Source organism: Methylopila jiangsuensis (assembly GCF_027922305.1).
Classification (GTDB): domain Bacteria; phylum Pseudomonadota; class Alphaproteobacteria; order Rhizobiales; family Methylopilaceae; genus Methylopila; species Methylopila jiangsuensis.
Window position 1 is genome coordinate 667,413 of the sequence record NZ_BSFK01000016.1, and the last position, 18,159, is coordinate 685,571.

At 72.8% G+C, this 18,159-nt stretch carries 16 protein-coding genes; 10 read left to right on the plus strand and 6 right to left on the minus strand.

Annotated elements, in window-relative coordinates:
- The first annotated feature begins 47 nt into the window (after positions 1-47).
- From PKE85_RS16000 to PKE85_RS16030, 7 genes are all read left to right on the plus strand, one after another.
- Positions 48-1,382, plus strand: coding sequence for a dihydroorotase (locus PKE85_RS16000; protein WP_271205761.1), 1,335 nt, complete (start codon positions 48-50; stop codon positions 1,380-1,382).
- 129 nt (positions 1,383-1,511) lie between these two features.
- Complete coding sequence (locus PKE85_RS16005; RefSeq protein WP_271205762.1) at positions 1,512-2,150, plus strand: LysE family translocator; 639 nt, start codon at positions 1,512-1,514, stop codon at positions 2,148-2,150.
- 163 nt (positions 2,151-2,313) lie between these two features.
- Complete coding sequence (gene coxB, locus PKE85_RS16010) at positions 2,314-3,246, plus strand: cytochrome c oxidase subunit II (protein ID WP_271206087.1); 933 nt, start codon at positions 2,314-2,316, stop codon at positions 3,244-3,246.
- A gap of 118 nt (positions 3,247-3,364) precedes the next feature.
- Positions 3,365-5,902 (plus strand): cytochrome c oxidase subunit I, encoded by a 2,538-nt coding sequence (gene ctaD, locus PKE85_RS16015; RefSeq protein ID WP_271205763.1) that lies wholly within the window; start codon positions 3,365-3,367, stop codon positions 5,900-5,902.
- The gene (locus PKE85_RS16020; RefSeq protein WP_271205764.1) at positions 5,902-6,297 is read left to right on the plus strand and encodes a hypothetical protein; all 396 of its coding nucleotides are present in this window, start codon (positions 5,902-5,904) and stop codon (positions 6,295-6,297) included. Before ctaD ends, PKE85_RS16020 begins: the two co-directional genes overlap by 1 nt.
- Positions 6,294-6,935, plus strand: a complete 642-nt coding sequence (locus PKE85_RS16025) for a cytochrome c oxidase assembly protein (RefSeq protein WP_271205765.1) — start codon at positions 6,294-6,296, stop codon at positions 6,933-6,935. Before PKE85_RS16020 ends, PKE85_RS16025 begins: the two co-directional genes overlap by 4 nt.
- Complete coding sequence (locus PKE85_RS16030) at positions 6,932-8,080, plus strand: c-type cytochrome (RefSeq protein ID WP_271205766.1); 1,149 nt, start codon at positions 6,932-6,934, stop codon at positions 8,078-8,080. Before PKE85_RS16025 ends, PKE85_RS16030 begins: the two co-directional genes overlap by 4 nt.
- Positions 8,081-8,099: 19 nt before the next feature.
- On the opposite strand, the gene PKE85_RS16035 is transcribed toward PKE85_RS16030, so the two are convergent.
- The 5 genes from PKE85_RS16035 to PKE85_RS16055 form a co-directional block, all read right to left on the minus strand.
- On the minus strand, positions 8,100-8,504 hold the full coding sequence (locus PKE85_RS16035; protein ID WP_271205767.1) for a TIGR02588 family protein: 405 nt from the start codon (positions 8,502-8,504) through the stop codon (positions 8,100-8,102).
- Positions 8,501-9,349: a TIGR02587 family membrane protein gene (locus tag PKE85_RS16040; protein WP_271205768.1), complete on the minus strand. Its 849-nt coding sequence runs from the start codon at positions 9,347-9,349 to the stop codon at positions 8,501-8,503. The genes PKE85_RS16035 and PKE85_RS16040 overlap by 4 nt, the downstream gene beginning before the upstream one ends.
- A 98-nt stretch (positions 9,350-9,447) precedes the next feature.
- Positions 9,448-11,679, minus strand: a complete 2,232-nt coding sequence (locus PKE85_RS16045) for a xanthine dehydrogenase family protein molybdopterin-binding subunit (RefSeq protein ID WP_271205769.1) — start codon at positions 11,677-11,679, stop codon at positions 9,448-9,450.
- Positions 11,680-11,690: 11 nt separating this feature from the next.
- On the minus strand, positions 11,691-12,707 hold the full coding sequence (locus PKE85_RS16050; protein WP_271205770.1) for an FAD binding domain-containing protein: 1,017 nt from the start codon (positions 12,705-12,707) through the stop codon (positions 11,691-11,693).
- Complete coding sequence (locus PKE85_RS16055; protein WP_271205771.1) at positions 12,704-13,222, minus strand: 2Fe-2S iron-sulfur cluster-binding protein; 519 nt, start codon at positions 13,220-13,222, stop codon at positions 12,704-12,706. The genes PKE85_RS16050 and PKE85_RS16055 overlap by 4 nt, the downstream gene beginning before the upstream one ends.
- Before the next feature lie 162 nt (positions 13,223-13,384).
- Here PKE85_RS16055 and PKE85_RS16060 point away from each other — a divergent pair, with 162 nt between their 5' ends.
- Together PKE85_RS16060 and PKE85_RS16065 are read left to right on the plus strand one after the other, a co-directional pair.
- Positions 13,385-13,579 (plus strand): DUF4169 family protein, encoded by a 195-nt coding sequence (locus PKE85_RS16060; RefSeq protein ID WP_271205772.1) that lies wholly within the window; start codon positions 13,385-13,387, stop codon positions 13,577-13,579.
- A 134-nt stretch (positions 13,580-13,713) separates the two neighbouring features.
- Entirely contained in the window at positions 13,714-13,944 is a 231-nt protein-coding gene (locus PKE85_RS16065; RefSeq protein ID WP_378774952.1) for a ribbon-helix-helix domain-containing protein, read from the plus strand.
- A gap of 55 nt (positions 13,945-13,999) precedes the next feature.
- On the opposite strand, the gene PKE85_RS16070 is transcribed toward PKE85_RS16065, so the two are convergent.
- The gene (locus tag PKE85_RS16070; protein ID WP_271205773.1) at positions 14,000-17,503 is read right to left on the minus strand and encodes an AsmA family protein; all 3,504 of its coding nucleotides are present in this window, start codon (positions 17,501-17,503) and stop codon (positions 14,000-14,002) included.
- 168 nt (positions 17,504-17,671) lie between these two features.
- On the opposite strand from PKE85_RS16070, the gene PKE85_RS16075 reads away from it, so the two are divergent.
- Positions 17,672-18,154, plus strand: a complete 483-nt coding sequence (locus PKE85_RS16075) for an acyl-CoA thioesterase (RefSeq protein ID WP_271205774.1) — start codon at positions 17,672-17,674, stop codon at positions 18,152-18,154.
- Positions 18,155-18,159: the final 5 nt, after the last annotated feature.

Sequence of the window (18,159 nt, forward strand, 5' to 3'; positions counted from 1 at the left end):
CCCGGCGAGCCCCGTCTTCAAGCCGAACCTTCATCCGGGAGGCCGCGATGGCCGAAGCCTTCGATCTCATCCTCAAGGGCGGCGTGGTGGCGAACCACGACGGCGAGCGCCGCGCCGACATCGGCGTGCGCGGCGGCCGCATCGCCGGGATCGGCGACCTCGCCCGCGCCTCCGCCGGCGAGACCGTGGACTGCTCGGGGCTTCACCTGCTGCCGGGGGTGATCGACACCCAGGTCCATTTCCGCGAGCCGGGCGCGACCCACAAGGAGGATCTGGAGACCGGCTCCCGCGCCGCGGTGCTGGGCGGCGTCACCGCCGTGTTCGAGATGCCGAACACCAATCCGCTCACCGTGACCGCCGAGGCGCTGGCCGACAAGCTCGCCGCGGCCCGCGGCCGCATGCATTGCGACCACGCCTTCTTCGTGGGCGGCACGCATGAGAACGCGAAGGACGTGGCCGAGCTCGAGCGCCTGCCGGGGGCGGCCGGCATCAAGATCTTCATGGGCTCGTCCACCGGCTCGCTGCTGGTGTCGGACGACGCGGGCGTGTCCGAGATCCTGAAGCGCACCCGCCGCCGGGTCTCTGTGCATTCCGAGGACGAGCCGCGCCTGTCCGAACGCAAGGGCCTGCGCGTTCCCGGCGATCCCGCGAGCCACCCGGTGTGGCGCGATCCGGAGGCGGCGCTGAAATGCACCCGCCGCCTCACCGCCATCGCCCGCCAGCACGGGGCCAAGGTGCATGTGCTGCACATCTCCACCGCCGAGGAGATGCGCTTCCTCGCCGACTTCAAGGACGTAGCGACGGTGGAGACCACGCCCCACCACCTGACGCTGGGCTCGGACGCCTATGAGCGGCTGGGGACGCGGGCGCAGATGAACCCACCCGTGCGCGACGACGCCCACCGCGCCGGCGTCTGGTGGGGCCTCACCCAAGGGATCGTCGACGTGCTCGGCTCCGACCACGCCCCCCACACGCTGGAGGAGAAGGCCAAGGCCTATCCCGACAGCCCCTCGGGCATGACCGGGGTGCAGACGCTGGTGCCGATCATGCTCGACCATGTGGCGGCGGGCCGTCTCAGCCTCGCCCGTTTCGTGGACCTGACGAGCCACGGCCCGTCGCGCATCTTCGGCATCGCCCGCAAGGGCCGGCTCGCGGTGGGCTACGACGCCGACGTGACCGTGGTCGACCTCAAGCGTCGCCGGACCATCACGAACGACTGGATCGGCTCCCGCAGCCAGTGGACGCCCTATGACGGCGTCCCGGTGCAGGGCTGGCCGGTGGGGACCGTCATCCGCGGCCGCCGGGTGATGTGGGAGGGCGAGATCGCCGCGCCCGGAACCGGCGAGCCGGTGCGCTTCCTCGACGCCCTGCCGCGCGGATGATCGGCGCGCCGCCGCTTGTCCCCGTCGGGTGGGGCGCCATGTTGCATCGCGTTGGCGGGGCGTCCTAAGAGGTAGGCCGCTGGCCGGGCTCCACGCTCCGCTCCCGATTCGCTTCAGGAGGCGCCTTTCGTGATCGACGACGTCTCGCTGATCGCGACGGGCATCGCCATCGGCGTGGGCGTGAACGCGCCCGTCGGTCCGGTCAACGTGATGTGCATCCACCGGGCGGTGCGCAACGGCGCGGCCTCCGCCATGGCGGCGGGGACGGGCGCCTTCGTGGCGGACGTGCTGTTCGCCGGAATGGCCGCCTTCGGCGTCACCGCCATCTCCAATTTCGTCGAGGGGCATCTCGCCGTCATCAAGGTGCTGGGCGGCGCGATCATGCTCGCCTTCGGCGTCAAGCTGCTCTATGCGCCCCGCTCCACCAACGCCGCGCCGGCCAACGACACGCGGCTGTCGCTGTTCAACGCCGCCTTCACCTCCTTCGCGCTCACCGCCACCAATCCCGCCGTGCTTCTGGGCTTCGTCGCCATCTTCGGCGGACTTGTCGGCATCGGCGACAAGCCCGGCGACTTCGAGACCGCGGCGCTGCTCACGCTCGGCGTCACCATCGGCAGCGCGGCCTGGTGGCTGATGCTCTCCATGGGCGCGAGCCGGCTGCGGGAGCGCATCGCCGAGCGCTGGCTCGGCCGCATCAACACCCTGTCCGGCGGCGCGGTGGCGCTGTTCGGGCTCGTGGTGCTGCTGAGCGTGGCGCTCGGCTACTGAGCCGGCTGCGTCTTTTCTGGAACATGTCGAAAATTTGGTCGGATCGGGGCTGGGCCGGGGCCGGGGCGCGCGCTAGCTGCCCATCGTCCCTGACGCGCCATCGAGGCCCGCCATCGCCGCTCTCCGGTTCACGCTCCCCGCTCTCGCCCTGTTCGGGCTCGGCCTGTCGTCCTGCTCCGGCGTCCAGTCGGCGCTCGATCCGGCCGGCCACGAGGCGCGCGAGGTCGCAACCCTGTTCTGGGTCATGGCGATCGGGGCCGGCGTGGTCTGGTGCCTGGTGCTGGGCGTCGCGGTCTACGCCACCCGCATCCGGCCCGATCCGCACGAGGAGGCGGTCGGCTGGCGGCTGATTCTGTGGGGCGGCGTGGTGTTCCCGACCGTGGTTCTCGCCGCGCTGCTGGTCTTCGGCCTCGGGCTGATGCCGCAGCTGCGCGAGCCGGGGGAGGGGCTGCGGATCGACGTCTCCGGCGAGCAGTTCTGGTGGCGGGTGACCTACCGCCCGGCGGACGGGCCCGCGGTCGTCTCCGCCAACGAGATCCGCGTGCCGGTGGGCGAACGGGTGGAATTCGGTCTCACGAGCCCCGACGTGATCCACGCCTTCTGGATCCCCGCGCTCGGCGGCAAGGTGGACATGATTCCCGGCCGGGAGAACCGGCTGGTGCTGAAGGCGGAAAAGCCGGGAACCTACCGCGGGGCCTGCACCGAATTCTGCGGCGCGAGCCACGCGCTGATGGCCTTCGACGTTGTGGCGATAGAGAAGGCGGCGTTTTCGGCCTGGCTCGCCGCGCAGGCGACGCCGCCGTCGCCGCCCGAGGGCGAGGCGGCGCGGGGGCGCGAGCTGTTCCTGCGTCACGGCTGCGGCGCCTGCCACCGGGTGGCGGGCACGGAGGCGGCGGGCGAGGTGGGGCCGGACCTGACCCGCTTCGGCGCCCGCGCCACGCTCGGCGCGGCGACGCTCGCCAACACGCCCGACAACATCGCCCGCTTCGTTCGCGAGACCGGCGCGCTGAAACCCCGCGCCAAGATGCCGGCCTATCCCAATCTGCCCGGCGAGGAGCTCGCCGCCATCGCCGCCTATCTCGGGAGCCTGAAATGAGCGGCCGGCGGACGAACGACGCTCGAACGCAGGCCTGGAACGGAGCCATCGAGCCCTTGAAAGCCGATCCGCACAGGGCGCGCGGCGAAGACGGCGCATCGCAGGGAAAGGTCGCGCCATGACCGACGCCGCGCTGTCCTCGGCCCAGGACGATCCCGAACTGCGCAAGGCGCAGGAGGAGCGCCTGACCCGGACGTGGGAGACCCCGAAGGGCGTCCGCTACTGGTCGGCCGTCAACAATTCCGAGGTCGGGCTCTGGTACACCGGCACGTCGTTCGCGTTCTTCCTGTTCGCGGGCGTGCTGGGGCTGATGATCCGCACCCAGCTCGCCGTGCCGGGCAACGATTTCCTGTCGGCCACCTTCTACAATCAGGTCTTCACGCTGCACGGCACGGCGATGATGTTCCTGTTCGCGGTGCCGATCTTCGAGGCGGTGGCGATCCTGATCCTGCCGGAGATGCTGGGCGCCCGGGACCTGCCGTTCCCGCGGCTGTCCTCCTTCGGCTACTGGTGCTTCCTGATCGGCGGCGTGTTCGTCTGCGGCTCGATCTTCTTCAACGCCGCGCCGGACGGCGGCTGGTTCATGTACCCGCCGCTCTCCACCGACCACAAGCAGACCGGCATCGGCGCCGACGTCTGGCTGCTGGGCCTGTCCTTCATCGAGGTGGCCTCCATCGCGGCGGCGGTGGAGCTGATCGTCGGCACGCTGAAGTGCCGCCCGCCCGGCATGCGCATCAACCTGATGCCGCTCTACGCCTGGTACGTGCTGGTGGTGGCGGCGATGATCCTGTTCGCCTTCCCGCCGCTGATCGCCGGCGACATCCTGTTCGAGATGGAGCGGATGTTCGACTGGCCGTTCTTCGATCCGGCGCGCGGCGGCGACCCGCTGCTGTGGCAGCACCTGTTCTGGATCTTCGGCCACCCGGAGGTCTACATCGTGTTCCTGCCGGCGATCGCGCTGCTCGCCATGATCGTGCCGACCTTCGCCCAGCGCCCCATCCTCGGCTACTCCTGGATCGTGCTGGCGGCGGTCGGCACCGGATTCCTGTCGTTCGGGCTGTGGGTCCACCACATGTTCACGACCGGCCTGCCGTCGATCTCGCTCGCCTTCTTTTCCGCCGCCTCCGAGGCGGTGGCGATCCCGACCGGCGTGCAGATCTTCGTGTTCCTCGCCACCCTGCTCGCGGGCCGGGTGGTCTATTCCGTGCCCATGCTGTTCGCCATCGGCGCGCTCGGCATCTTCGTGTTCGGCGGGCTGACCGGCGTCATGGTGGCGCTCGCGCCGTTCGACTGGCAGGCGCACGACACCTATTTCGTGGTGGCGCATCTGCACTACACGCTGGTCGGCGGCATGTTCTTCCCGCTGATCGCGGGCGTCTATTACTTCTACCCCTTCGTGAAGGACCGGAAGCTGTCGGACCGCCTCGGAAAATGGGGCTTCTGGCTGATGTTCATCGGCTTCAACGTCACCTTCCTGCCGATGCACGTCACCGGCCTGCGCGGCATGCCGCGGCGCGTGTTCACCTACGCCGAGGGGCTCGGCTTCGACGCGCTGAACATGGTCTCCACGGTTGGCGCCTTCGTGTTCGCCGCCGGCGTGCTGGTGGTGACCTGGGATGTGCTGCGCCCCAAGGGCAAGGAGCCCTACGCCCCGCGCAACCCGTGGAACGCGGGCACGCTGGAGTGGCTGTCGGAGAATCCCGGCAAGGAATGGGGCGTGCGCACGGTGCCGATCGTCAGCACCCGCTATCCGCTGTGGCAGCAGCCGAACTTCGTGCGCGACTACGACGAGGGCCGGTTCTACCTGCCCGACGCCGAGGAGGGACAGCGCGAGACGCTGATCACCTCGGTGCTGGACGCGCGGCCGGTCCAGTGCCTCAGGGTGCCCGGCAACTCCTTCATGCCCATGGGCGCGGCGGTTCTCACCGGCGGCGCCTTCATCGCCGCCACCTTCTACGCCTGGACGCTGACCATCCTGTTCTCCATCGCGGCGCTGGCCGCGATCGTGACCTGGCTGTGGCGGGGCACGGCGGTGATCCCGGAGAAGGCGGAGAAGGACGTCGGGCTCGGCCTCAAGCTGCCGCTCTACGTGTCCGGGCCGGACTCGGTCGGGTGGTGGGCGATGTTCATCACCATGATCGGCGACATGTCCGCCTTCGCCAGCCTGATCTTCGGCTACTTCTTCTACTGGACCATTCACGCCTCCGGCTTCCCGGGCGGTCCGGGGGCGGGTCCGGGCCTCGTGTGGCCGGGCCTCGCCATGGCGCTGGGCGCGGCGGCCTGGGGCGCGATGCTCGCCGCCCGCCGCGCCAACGCCGCCGACAGGCCGCAGGCGCTGCGGCTGCTGCTCGTGTTCGCCGTGGCGCTGGCGGCGGCCTCGGCCGCGGCGCTGCTGTGGGGGCCGCATGCGAGCGGGCTCGACCCCAAGTCCCACGTCTATCCGGCGACCGTGTGGATCATCGCCATCTGGACCGCGGTCCACCTGGGCGTCGGCGTGATCATGACGCTCTACTGCCTCGCCCGTTCGCTGGGCGGCCGGCTGACCGCGGCCTACGACATCGACATCCACAACGTGGCGCTGTTCTGGCACTTCGCCCTCGTCACGCTCGGCGTCACGGTCGCGACGCTGGCGCTGTTCCCGCTGGCGGTGCGGTGATGATCGCCTCCGCCCGCGCCAGCCTGATCACCCTGATCGCCGCGCCCACCGCCTGGGCGGCGCATTTCCTGACGTCCTACGTCATCGCCGCCACCGCCTGCGCCAAGACCATGGCGGACGCCCGCGTGTTCACCGGCGCCGCCTGGCCCGACCTGACGCCGGCGCGGATCGCCATCGGCGTCGCGACGCTTGCGGCGCTCGGCGTGATCGCCCTCTCGACCCGGCAGGCGCTGGGGCACTGGCGCGACGGCGACGCCGAACCGCCCTACGACGACGCCACCCGCGACGACCGCCAGCAGTTCCTCGGCTACGCCACCCTGCTGCTCTGCGGCCTGTCGGCGGTCGGCGTCGTGTTCGTGGCGCTGCCGGCCGTGTTCATCGGGGACTGCCGGTGAGCCGCGCCGCCGCCATGCTGCTCGGGTTCGGGCTCGCGGTCCTCGCCGCCGCCTGGGCGCCGGGGACGGAGGCGGCGCTGGGCGGCGGCTTCGCGGCCCACATGATCCGGCACATGGCGGTGGTGGCGGTGGCGGCGCCGCTGATCGCGCTCGCCCTTGCGGGTTCGCGCCTCGATCCCACGGGCCGCGCGCCGGCGCTGTTCGCGGCGGTGCCCGCCTCGCTGTTCGAGCTGCTGGCGGTGTGGGGCTGGCACGCGCCGGGCGCCCATGATCTGGCGCGGGCGAGCATGACCGCCTTCGCGGCCGAGCAGGCGACCTTCCTGTTCGCGGGGCTCTGGCTGTGGCTCGCCTGCTTCGGGCGCGCGGGCGCGGCGGACATGAGCCGGGCCGGGCAGGGCGTGCTCGCCATGCTGCTGACCTCCATTCACATGACCCTGCTGGGCGTGCTGCTCGCGACCACCACCCGGCCGCTCTACGACCCGGCGCTCTGCGGGGGCGCGTCGCTGCTCGGGCAGCAGCATCTCGGCGGGGTGATCATGCTGCTGGTGGGCGGCGGGGTCTATTTCGCGGCCGGCCTCACGCTCGCGGCCCGACTGCTCAGGGAGGACGTTCTGGTTCCGGGAGACGACGCGCGATGACGGGCTGGCGGCTCAATGTGCTGATCACGCCGCTCCGGGCGGCGCTGGCCGCCGTGGGGCTCGCCGTCGGCGTGCTGGCCTTCGCGTGGTCCGGCCTGTTCAACGTGGCGGCCACCACGCCCCACTGGCCGATCACGGACTGGTTCCTGCACTACGTCATGATCAACTCGGTCAAGACGCGCACCCTCGCCATCGAGGCGCCGGACACGCTGGACTCGCCCGCCATGATCGCCCGCGGCGCCGGGCATTACGCCAGCGGCTGCGCCAGCTGCCACGGCGCGCCGGGCCGGCCGCGCTCGCCGATCATCCACGAGATGTCGCCGGTCGCGCCCGATCTCGCCAGGACGGTTCCGAGCTGGGAGCCGAAGCACCTGTTCTGGATCGTGAAGAACGGCGTGAAGTTCACCGGCATGCCGGCCTGGGTGTCGGGGAGTGAGCGCGAGGACGAGGTCTGGGCCGTGGTGGCCTTCCTGAAACGGCTGCCGGACCTGTCGGAACAGGAGTACGCCCGGCTCGCCATGGGGGCGGAGACCGATGGCGCGGTGGGCGGGCTCGTCGCCATCGCCCACGGGCCGCAGGGGCCGGCGCCGCGCCCGGACGTGCTGGCGGACTGCGCCCGGTGCCACGGGCGCGACGGCATGGGCCGCGACGGCGACGCCTTCCCCGTGATCGCCGGCCAGAGCGAGGACTACATCTACGACGCGCTGTCGGCCTATGCGGTCGGCACGCGCCACAGCGGCGTCATGCAGACCGCGGCGGCGCGCATCCCTTACGCGGAGATCGCGGCGCTCGCGGAGCACTACGCCGCCCAGCCGCGCCGCCCGGTCGTTCCGGCCGCGACGCCGGACCCGGAGCTGGTGGCCCGCGGCGAGAAGATCGCCCGTGAGGGCGTGCGCGCCACCGGAACGCCCGCCTGCGTCTCCTGCCACGGGCCGGCGCCCACGGCGCGCAATCCGGCCTACCCGAAGCTCGCGGGCCAGCATGCGAACTATCTGGAGCAGCAGCTCCTGCTGTGGGAGAAGGAGGACGACAGCCGCGGCGGCGGGCCGTTCCGGGAGATCATGCGCAAGATCGCCTTCCACATGGAGAAGGACGACATCCGCGCCGTCGCCGCCTATTACGCCGCGCTGCCGCCCGGCGAGTGACGCCGGGGACGTCGCGCCGTCACGGCCGGCGGTAGGAGGCGGCGCGCAGCTCCAGTTCGGCGGTCGCGGGATCGCGCTCGAACACCACCCCCGCCTCGCGCGAGGACATGCGGGCCACGTAGTCGAGCGTCACCCGCCGCTCCTCCACCACCGCGCCGCCGTGCTTCAGCCGCGCGATCACGGTGACTTCGGCCGCCGCGCTCGGGCCGCGGTTCTCCATCACGAAGCGCGCCACATGGCCGCCGGCGGTGGCGCGGACGTCGCGCACGGTCGCGACCAGCTCCGGCGGCCCGTCCTCATAGGTCAGGGCCTCGTAGGCCAGAACGCCGAGCACCCCGCAGGCGAGCGCCGCGCCCAGCGCCGCCACCGCCCATTCCAGCCGCGCCACCGGCCGCGGCGCCGGCCCGTCGTCCGCCTCGCTCATACGATCAACCTCGCGAAGGCCGCGCCGATCGCGGCGGGAAAGCCGAGCACCACCAGCAGCCGCACCGCCGCCACCGCCCCGAGATCGTCGAAGCGGCCGAAGGCCCACATCAGCCCGGCGCAGACGATGAGCGCCACCGCGTAGCCCGCGAGCGTGTAGCGCAGGAACACGCTCCAGCCGGGAGCGCCTTCGGGATCGGCGGACTCCTGGCCGGAGAACCGCAGCATGTAGACCACGAGATGCAGGGCCGCGATCGAGACCAGCGCCAGCAGCAGCATGTGGAACGGCGTCATCTCGGCCGCGATCAGGTCCACCTCTTCCGTGGGCGCGACGCTGAAGGACAGGAACAGCGCGCCGGTCGCCATGAACACCAGCTCGCCCCAGTAGCCGGCGGCGCGGTCGTGGGCGTGGTCGGCCTCGTCCGGCTGGCCGAACTGCCCCTGCGCCACCGCGGCCCCGATGCTGGCCGGCACGGTCTCGATCACGATCGCGCCCATGATCTCGTCGAAGGACATGCGCGGCTCGATCAGCCCGAACAGCGACAGGATCACCGCCGAGACGACGAAGCCCACCGCGAAGGCCACCAGCCCGTCCCGCAGGTCGTCGAGCCAGCCGTCGGTCTCCTCGAAGCCGATGAAATGGGACAGCGCCACCAGCAGCGGCAGCAGCGCGGCCACCAGCGCCAGCAGCCGCAGCCGGTCCATGCCCGCGCCGAGCGACCACATCTCCATGGTCATCAGAACGGGCAGGGAGAACACCACCGCCCCGCCCGCCGCCCGGCCAAGCCCCAGCAGGAAGCGGCGTTCGATCTGGCGCGGCGTGAGAGAGGGGGCGGCGGCGGACATGGATGACAAGGCTCCGGCGTCCGGAACCGCCGGACGCCGGGAAGATAGGGCGCGCGCCGCGCAACGTCAGGCGCGGGGCCCGCCTTGGAACGCCGCGTTTAAAGCAGCTTGTCGAGGGTGATCGGCAGATGGCGCACCCGCCGTCCGGTGGCGTGGAACACGGCGTTGGCGATGGCCGCCGCCACGCCGACGATGCCGATCTCGCCGAGGCCCTTCACGCCGAGCGGGTTGGCCCGGTCGTCCTCGTCCACGAAAATGACCTCGATGTCCGGAGCGTCCGCATGGCTCGGAATGTGGTACTCGCCCAGATTGGCGTTCATGATCCGCCCGAGCGTGGCATCCCACACGGTCTCCTCGTGCAGCGCCATGCCAAGGCCCATCACCGCGCCGCCGAGGATCTGGCTGCGGGCGGTGGCGGGGTTGAGGATGCGGCCGGCGGCGACGGCGCTGACCAGGCGCGCCACCCGGATCACGCCCAGCTCCTCGTCCACCCGCACCTCCGCGAACACGGCGGAGTGGGTGTAGGAGGCGTATTTTTTCGTGAACTCCTCGTCCGGCTCGAACTCGGTCTCCGCCGCGATCCCGTCGCCGCCGGCGGCGCGGACGAGATCGGCGTAGGCCACGGTCGCGGCTGGATCGGACGCCAGCGCCACGCCGTCGGCGGTGAAGCGCGCATGGGCGATGGCGGCGTTCGCGAAGGCGCCGTTCATGCCGCGCGCCTGCGCCAGCAGCTTCTCCTTCAGCGCCGCGCAGGCGGCCTGAACCGCGCTGCCGGCCGAGGCCGCGCCCCAGGAGCCGCCCTCCACCGGCGCCTTGGGAAGGGTGGTGTCGCCGAGCTTCGCCGTGACCCGTTCGATGGGCAGGCCCAGCGCCTCGGCGGCGATCTGGCTGAGGATGGTGTAGGCGCCGGTGCCGATGTCGGCGGTGCCGCAGGCCACCTCCAGCCGCCCCTCCGCGTCGAGCGTCGCCCGGGCGGCGTGGGGCTGCATCATCGCCTCCCAGCAGCCGGTGGCCATGCCGAGGCCGACGAGTTCGGACCCGTCGCGCATGGAGCGGGGCTCCGGGCGGCGCCTGTCCCAGCCGAAACGCTCGGCGCCCTGGCGGTAGCAGGCTTTCAGCTCCTTGGACGAGAACGGCTTGTCTTCGTTGAAGTCGCGCTCGGCGTAGTTCCGGAGCCGCAGCTCCAGCGGGTCGATCTTCAGCCTGGAGGCCAGTTCGTCCATCGCGGCTTCGAGCGCGTAGAGGCCGAGCGCCGCGCCGGGGGCGCGCATGTCCGACGGCGTCGAGGTGTCGAGCTTCGCCAGTTCGTAGGACAGAGTGACGTTGGGACAGGCGTAGAGCAGGCCCGACCAGTTCACGGTCGGCTCCTGATAGTCCTCGTAACGTGAGGTGGCCTGCACCGCCGCATGGCGGATCGAGGTCAGGCGGCCGTCCTCGGAGGCGGACAGCGCCACCGTGTGCAGCGTGTCCGGGCGCCAGCCCATGGTGTACATCTGCTGGCGGGTCAGCGTGAGGCGGACGGAGCGCTTCAGCGTCAGCGCGGCGAGCGTCGCCAGCAGCAGGTCGTAGTGCGGCCGGAGCGCCATGCCGAAGGCGCCGCCCACGAAGGGCGAGATCACCCTCACCGCGTCGGGATCGAGCCCGAACACGGCGCAGACGTAGGTCTTCGGATTGTTCACCCCCTGGGTCTTGGTGTGGATGGCGAGGCGGCCGTCGCCCTCCCAGACCACGGTGGTCGCCATGGTCTCCATGGGGTTGTGGTGCTCGGCCGCGACCCGGTAGTCCTCCTGAAGCCGCACCGGCGCCGCGGCGAACGCCGCCTGCGCGTCGCCGCGGGGAGGAGGCGGCGGCGGAATGCCCGACCGCGGCTCGGGCGGGACATAGGCCGCAGCCTTTGCGGCCATCAGGTCCACCTGGGGCGTCTCGGCGTCGTAGTCCGCCGTGATCAGCGCCGCGGCGTCGCGGGCGTGCTCGTGGCTGTCCGCGATCACCAGAGCGATCGGCTGGCCGCTGAAGTGGATGCGGTCGTCGCAGAACGGCCGGAATGGACTGCCCGGAACCGCCCCCATGTCCTTCAGATAGGGATCGTCTTCATCGGGCAGGCCCGGATCGCGCTCGTGGCTGAGCACGGCGATCACGCCGGGCGCGGCTTTGGCCGCCGCAAGATGCAGGCTCCGGATGCGGCCGCGGGCGATGGCGCTCGACGCCACAGCGCCGTAGGCCATGCCCTCGACGGCGACTTCGGCGGCGTAGCGGGCCCGGCCGGTCACTTTCAGCGGTCCATCCACGCGAGGCTGCGGACGGCCCACATAGGCAAGAACGTCGTTCATTTCGCCGGCCCTCAATTGATGACCTTGCGCGACTGGCTCTGGGGCGCGCCGTCGGCGGCCTGTGTCAGGGCGCGGATGATCGCCCGGCGGGCGAGCGGGATCTTGAAGTCGTTGCCGCCAAGGCCGACCGCGCCCTGCAGCAGGCGATCGGCCGCCTCGGCGAACGCTGCGCGGGAGGGCGCGGCGCCTTCGAGCAGGGCTTCCGCCTCGCGTATGCGCCAGGGCTTGTGCGCGACGCCGCCCAGCGCCAGACGGGCCGTGACGACGCGGCCTCCCGCGATCTCCAGCGCCGCGGCGACGGAGACCAGGGCGAAGGCGTAGGACAGCCGGTCGCGCAGCTTCAGATAGCTGTGATGGCGGCCGAAGCGCGGCGACGGCAGCTCCACCGCGGTGATGATCTCGCCGCGGTCCAGCGTGACGTCCCGCTCGGGCGCGTCGCCGGGCAGGCGGTGCAGATCGGCGATCGGCAGCGCGCGGGCCCCGTTCGGCCCCTCCACATGCACGATCGCCTCCAGCGCCGCGAGCGCCACGCACATGTCGGACGGGTGGGTGGCGACGCAGGCCTCGCTCGCGCCAAGGATGGCGGCGTTGCGGTTGATCCCGGTTCGCGCCGAACAGCCGGAGCCCGGCGCGCGTTTGTTGCAGGCCGTGGCCACGTCGTAGAAGTAGGGGCAGCGGGTGCGCTGCAGCAGGTTGCCGCCGGTGGTGGCGGCGTTGCGCAGCTGGGCCGAGGCGCCGGCGAGAATGGCGCTGGCGAGCAGCGGGTAGTCGCGCGCCGCCTGCGGATGGTAGGCGAGGTCGGAGTTGGGCGTCAGCGCGCCGATGCGTAGCCCGCCGGCGTCCGTCGGGATGACGCCGTGGAGCGGCAGCCGGGTGATGTCCACCAGCCGGCGGGGGGCCTCCACGTCGTATTTCATCAGGTCGACGAGGTTGGTGCCGCCGGCGATGACCCGGGAGCCGGGCTCCGCCGCAAGCGCCGCGATGGCGTCCTGAAGGCTTTGGGCGCGCAGGTAGGAGAAGGGCGTCATTCCGCGGCCTCCTTCGCGCCGGCGGCGCCGGCCATGACGTCGCCGATGGCGGCGGCGATGTTGGAATAGGCGCCGCAGCGGCACAGGTTGCCGCTCATCAGCTCGCGGATCTCGTCCGGGGTTCGCGCCTGTCCCTCCGCAACGAGCGCCACGGCGGAGCAGATCTGCCCCGGCGTGCAGTAGCCGCACTGGAAGGCGTCCCGGGCCACGAAGGCGGCCTGCATCGGATGAAGGTCGTCTGGCGTCCCAAGGCCTTCGATGGTGACCACGTCGCATCCGTCCCGCATCACCGCCAGCTGCAGGCAGGCGTTCACCCGCCGGCCGTCCACGAGCACGGTGCAGGCGCCGCACTGGCCCTGGTCGCAGCCCTTCTTGGTTCCGGTGAGATGGAGGCGCTCGCGCAGAAGGTCGAGCAGGGTCACCGCCGGCTCGATCTCCAGCCGTCGGGTCTCGCCGTTGACGACGAGCGTGACCGGCACGAGCTCGGCGCCGGGGCGGCGGTCGTTCTGATCCAAGGGACATCTCCCGGTGCTGGCTGCGCCTCCCGCGAGGCGGCGCTTTCTGGATCAAGAACAATTCAAAGCTGATGTCGTTCCGCTCCACCTCACGCCGTGTTGCCGACGCGAGGCGCATGGGCGCTCGATTTCCCCGTCGTCAACGTGTATGAGCAAGCCGCAATGGCAGAGATCGTCAACCTGCGTCAGGCGCGCAAGCAACGGGACCGGGATCGCAAGGAAGCTGAGGCTTCCGCGAACCGGATCCGCTTCGGCCGGCGCAAGGACGAGACGGCCGTCGAGGACGCGCGCCGCGCGCTCGAGGATCGGCGGCTGGAAGGGCACCGTCGCGACGACGGGGGCGACGGACGCGAATGACGGGGGCGTCAGGAACCGTGACGGAACTTGGAAGCATCGAGGCCGATCTGGGCCTCGGAGAAGATCGTGCGGACGCCATCGTGCTGTCGGGGGACAGCGCGGGCGTCGTGATCGGCGATGCGGTCAGTCCGGACATCGTCAAGCGCTCGATCGTGGTCGCCGGCCACAAGACCAGCGTCAGCCTGGAGGACGCCTTCTGGCTCGCGCTGAAGGACATCGCCCGCGAGCGCGGCCAGTCGCTGCGCAGCCTGGTGGCGGAGATCGACGCCGGCCGCAAGGGCGGCAACCTGTCCTCCGCCGTGCGGCTGCATGTCCTGGACCATTACCGTCGCCGCGCCGGTGCGATCGGTGCCGTGCGCGGCTGAGGCCGCCGCGGTCGAGACCGGACCCCCTCTCCTGAACGCATGACGGCGCGCCGCGTCAGCGCGGCGCGAACGACCCGGCCGGCGGCGTGCTGAGGTCGGGCCGGGCGGGAAGCTCGGGCGCCGGCTGCTCGGCCGCCGCGCGGGCGCGCTCCTCGGCCTCGCGCGCGGCCTTCTCCCGCTCCTCCGCCTCCCGGCGCTGGCGTTCCTCGTCCTGACGGCGTTTCTCCTCCGCCCGCCGGCGCTCCTCGGCGGCCGCACGCTCGCGCGCGAGCCGGGCGCGCTCCTGCATCTCCGCCTCCAGCGCCTCGATGCGCCGGGTCTCGCGCTCCACCGCCCGTACCGACAGCCAGCCGGTGAGCGCCGCGGCGTCGAGCCGCCGGACGGGCTGGACGAGCGGGCCCTCGAACGACACGCCGAGCGGCGGGGTGGGCGAGGCCCGGGGGCCCAGCAGCAGATCGGCGTCGAGCGCCAGCCGCGACAGGTCCAGCGCCGCCGCGCCGCCGAGATCGCCGCGGGCGGACTCGATCGGTCCCGAGCGGGCGACGCCCCCCGAAACGCTGAAGGCGGCCGTGACGCGCGGCGCGGCGAGGTCGCTCTTGCCGAGCAGCGGCTCCAGCGCGGCGGCGATCGTCGCGGTCTCCAGCGCGAGGCCGTTCTCCACCAGCGGCTCCACCTGACCCGGAGCGGCGGGATCGAGCCGCGCCACCGCGCCGTCGCGCAGCGTGGCGGTCCCGGCGCCCGCGAGGCTCGCGACCAGCGCGCGGGGCGAGCGACCCGAGCCCTGCAGGTCGAGCGTCAGCTCCGCGCGGCCCGAGACGGGCGACACGGGTCCGAAGGCGGACGCCGCGCGCGGGTCGGCGTCGGCGAGCGCCAGCTTCAGCGCCAGCGTGGCGTCGGCGCCCGCGCGCGACGCGGACAGCGCGCCCGTGAGCCGGCCTCCGGCGAAGCCGGCGGCGAGATCCTCGATCGCGATCGATGTCGGCCGGGCGGCGAGGGTGAAACGGGCGTCGGTCGCCGCGCGGCCGGGCGCCAGCGTGAGGGTCTTGAGCGTGACCGCGACCCGGCCGTCGAGGCCGGCGAGCGGCGGCGGCCCGAACGGCTCGGCCGGCCAGATGGAGCCCTTCGTCGCCGCGCCGGGCGCGGGGTGGCCGAGCGCGAGCGCCAGAACCGCCGCGGCCGGGGCCTCGTCCAGCGCAAGCTCGCCGGACAGCGCGCCCGCCGCGGAGAACTCCAGCCGGCCGGCGATGGCGCGGCCGCCGACGCGGCCCGAGAGCCCGTCGAATGCGAGCCCGCCCTCTGCGTAGCGCGCCTGTGCGCGAAGCTCCGCCGGGGCGGCGGGCCAGACGCCGGGCGTCGCCCGGCCGAACGCCTCCAGCAGCGTGGCGGCGTCCTGCGCCATCAGGCGTGCGGTCCCCTCGGCGGTCGCGGCGGGGACGTTCAGCGTTCCGGACGCGGCCGCCTCCACCCCGAGCGCGGAGGCGGAGACGTCGCCGCGCAACGTCCCGTTCAGCGGCCCCTTCAGCGACAGGGTCAGCGCGCCGCCGTCGTCCCGTGCGGCGGGGCTGAGGCGCGGCAGGCCGGCGAGCGCGGCGAGGCGCGCGCCCTCGGGCGTTTTCAGCGCCAGCGAAAGCTCCGCCTCCGCGTCCCATGCGGGCCTCGCCGCGGCGAGGCGGGCGTCCAGCGGGCCGTCGGCCGCCTCGCCCTTCAGCGTGGCCACGGCGCCGTCGGGGTCGATGTGGAGGTCGAGCGCCAGCGTCGCAGGGGCGAGGGGCGCGGCGCGTCGACCCAGCGCGTCGGCCATGGGCGAGGACAGCCCCGCGGCGCGCGCCAGCGCCAGCAGCCCGTCGAAACGATCGGCGGCGATGTCGAAGGCGAGGTCGCCCTCCGGCGTGGCGGCGCCCAGCGTCAGGCGTCCGGCGCCGGACAGCCGCGCGCCGCCGGCGTCGCCGATGGCGAGCCGGCGCAGGTCGAGGCCGTCGCGGTCGTAGGCGGCGTCCACCGAGACGCCGGAGAACGCCACGTCGAAGGCTTTCAGTTCGCGCGCGTCGATCGCGACCGCCACGTCGCCGCCGCCGGCCAGCGCGCCGCGCAGCTCGTCGAGGCCGGGCGCGTCCAGATCGAGCCGGTCAGCGGTCAGCGCCAGCTCCAGCAGCGAGCGGCCGCCCGGCTCCGCCTCGCGCCAGGCGACGCGGCCGGTGGCCTGGCCGCCATCCGCGGTCAGGCGGGCGTCGTCGAGGGCGAAGCCGTTCGCATGCGCCCGGAGCGCGCCCGACAGCGCGAGCCGCCGCAGGCCGGGCTGGGCTTCAGGTCCGCCGCGCAGCCAGCGCCGCAGCGCCGGGAGGTCGTCGGTCTCCAGCGTCACGGGGCCTGCGAAGCCGGCGCCGTCGCCCACCACCGCCACGGCGCCGCGGGCCGAGACGCGGGTTCCGCCGGGCAGCAGGGCCTCCGCGCGGTTCAGCCGCCACTCGCCGCCCGTGGCCGAAAGGTCGAGCGCCACGCTCCGGGCCACGTCGCCCGCGGCCACCACGCTTCCCAGATCGAGCGTCAGGCCTATGTCGAGCGGCGGCCGGGAGAAGGGGCTGAGCGCGTCGCCGAGCGCTGCGAACCGGCTCGCCGCGCCGTCGCCCACGCCGGGCGCCGTCCGGTCGAGGTCGAGCTGGCGGGCGTCGAGCGCGAGCGCGAGGCGCGGCTTGGGCGAGAGCGTCAGGGCGCCCTCGCCGCCGAGCTTCAGCGCCTTGTCCTCCGGCCCGCGACGCAGGTCGAGCGCGGACAGCGCCAGCCGTCCGGCGTCGCCGGCGATCTTTGCCGCCGCGCGCCAGGGCGTCGTCGCGTCGTCGCGGGCTGGAGGTCGCGCGAGCACGATCTGGCCGTCGAAGCGCGGCTGTTTCGCGAGCGTCAGCGCGCCGTCGAGGTCGAGGGTCTCGGGGCGTCCGTCGAGCGTGGCGGAGAGTTTCAGACGCAGCGCCCCGGCGGCGTCGGCGCGGGCGGTGGACAGCCGCAGCGTGGCGGGTCCGAGCGCGGTGACGGCGCGGCCCTCGAACCGGAACGGCCCCTTCAGCGAGCCCGCTTCCGCAAAACCGGAAACCGCCGACAGCGTGACCCGGCCGGCGGGCGCGGACAGCTCCACCCGGCCGTCCTCGATCTCGGCGCGGGAGAACGAGATGCGCTCGGCCCCGGCGCCCGCTCCCGCGCCCACCGGCGTCGTCACCGCGCCGTCCGCGCCCACCGAAAGCAGCAGCCGGGGCCGCACCAGACGCACCCGCTCGGCGTTGAGATCGCGCCGGAGCAGCGCGCCAACGGAGAGCGTCAGCTCCACCTCCTCGGCCAGCAGGCGGCCGTCCCCGGCGCCGGCGGACAGGCCGCGCACGCGAAGATAGGGGCTCGGCAGCAGGCGCACGTCCACGGGACCGGCCACGGTCGCCGGCGCGCCCAGCAGGGCGCCCGCCTGCCGCGCCACCTCGTCGCGATAGGCGCTCCAGTCCACGAACAGCGGACCCACCAGCGCGGCGGCGAGCGCGAGCACCAGCGCAAGCCCCAGTGCGGTCAGCGTGTTGTTCACGAACGGGCTTCCGTTAACTGAAGGCGTGGACGGTCGGCGGACGTTACACGAAAGCGCCGCCCGACGTGGAGTGACGAAAAGCGACCCTGCGCCGCTCCCCGCCGGGGTCGCTTTTCCGGGCGCGCTGGGCTCTAAACGCCGCGCATATCCCCCGCCGGCGAGGATTTCATGACCGACAGCGCCTTCATCACGCCGCCGCTTGCGATCGAGCCGTCGTTCCTCGACCACAACGGCCACGTCAACATGGCCTATCATCTGGTGCTGGTGGACCGGGCGATCGACCTCGCCTTCGCCGAGTTCCGCGCCGGACCGGACGAGTACGGCTCGGCCTACGGGCTCACCACCTTCGCGGGCGAGATGCATGTGCGCTACCTGGCGGAGATGAACGCGGGCGACGAGATCGTCGGCCGGGTGCTGCTGGCCGAGGCCGACGCCAAGCGCGTCATCTGGACGGTGGAGCTGGTGCGGCGGGACGACGGCGCGGTCGTGACCACGGTGGAGGGCGTGACGCTGTCGGTGTCCATCGCCACCCGGCGGGTGACGCCGTTCCCGGACGAGGTGCAGGCCCTGATTGCGGCGCGGATCGAGCGCGACCGGGAGGCGGTGGCGGCGCTCCACTGGCGCGGCCGCGCGGTCGGCATGAAGCGCTGACCGGA

Bases quoted from the DNA above. Each gene is read 5' to 3' on its own strand.
- PKE85_RS16035 (WP_271205767.1), bottom strand. From the start codon at position 8,504: ATGAGCGAGGCGGACGACGGGCCGGCGCCGCGGCCGGTGGCGCGGCTG.
- PKE85_RS16075 (WP_271205774.1), top strand. From the start codon at position 17,672: ATGACCGACAGCGCCTTCATCACGCCGCCGCTTGCGATCGAGCCGTCG.
- ctaD (WP_271205763.1), top strand. From the start codon at position 3,365: ATGACCGACGCCGCGCTGTCCTCGGCCCAGGACGATCCCGAACTGCGC.
- PKE85_RS16050 (WP_271205770.1), bottom strand. From the start codon at position 12,707: ATGACGCCCTTCTCCTACCTGCGCGCCCAAAGCCTTCAGGACGCCATC.
- PKE85_RS16060 (WP_271205772.1), top strand. From the start codon at position 13,385: ATGGCAGAGATCGTCAACCTGCGTCAGGCGCGCAAGCAACGGGACCGG.
- PKE85_RS16020 (WP_271205764.1), top strand. From the start codon at position 5,902: ATGATCGCCTCCGCCCGCGCCAGCCTGATCACCCTGATCGCCGCGCCC.
- PKE85_RS16040 (WP_271205768.1), bottom strand. From the start codon at position 9,349: ATGTCCGCCGCCGCCCCCTCTCTCACGCCGCGCCAGATCGAACGCCGC.
- PKE85_RS16030 (WP_271205766.1), top strand. From the start codon at position 6,932: ATGACGGGCTGGCGGCTCAATGTGCTGATCACGCCGCTCCGGGCGGCG.
- PKE85_RS16045 (WP_271205769.1), bottom strand. From the start codon at position 11,679: ATGAACGACGTTCTTGCCTATGTGGGCCGTCCGCAGCCTCGCGTGGAT.
- PKE85_RS16000 (WP_271205761.1), top strand. From the start codon at position 48: ATGGCCGAAGCCTTCGATCTCATCCTCAAGGGCGGCGTGGTGGCGAAC.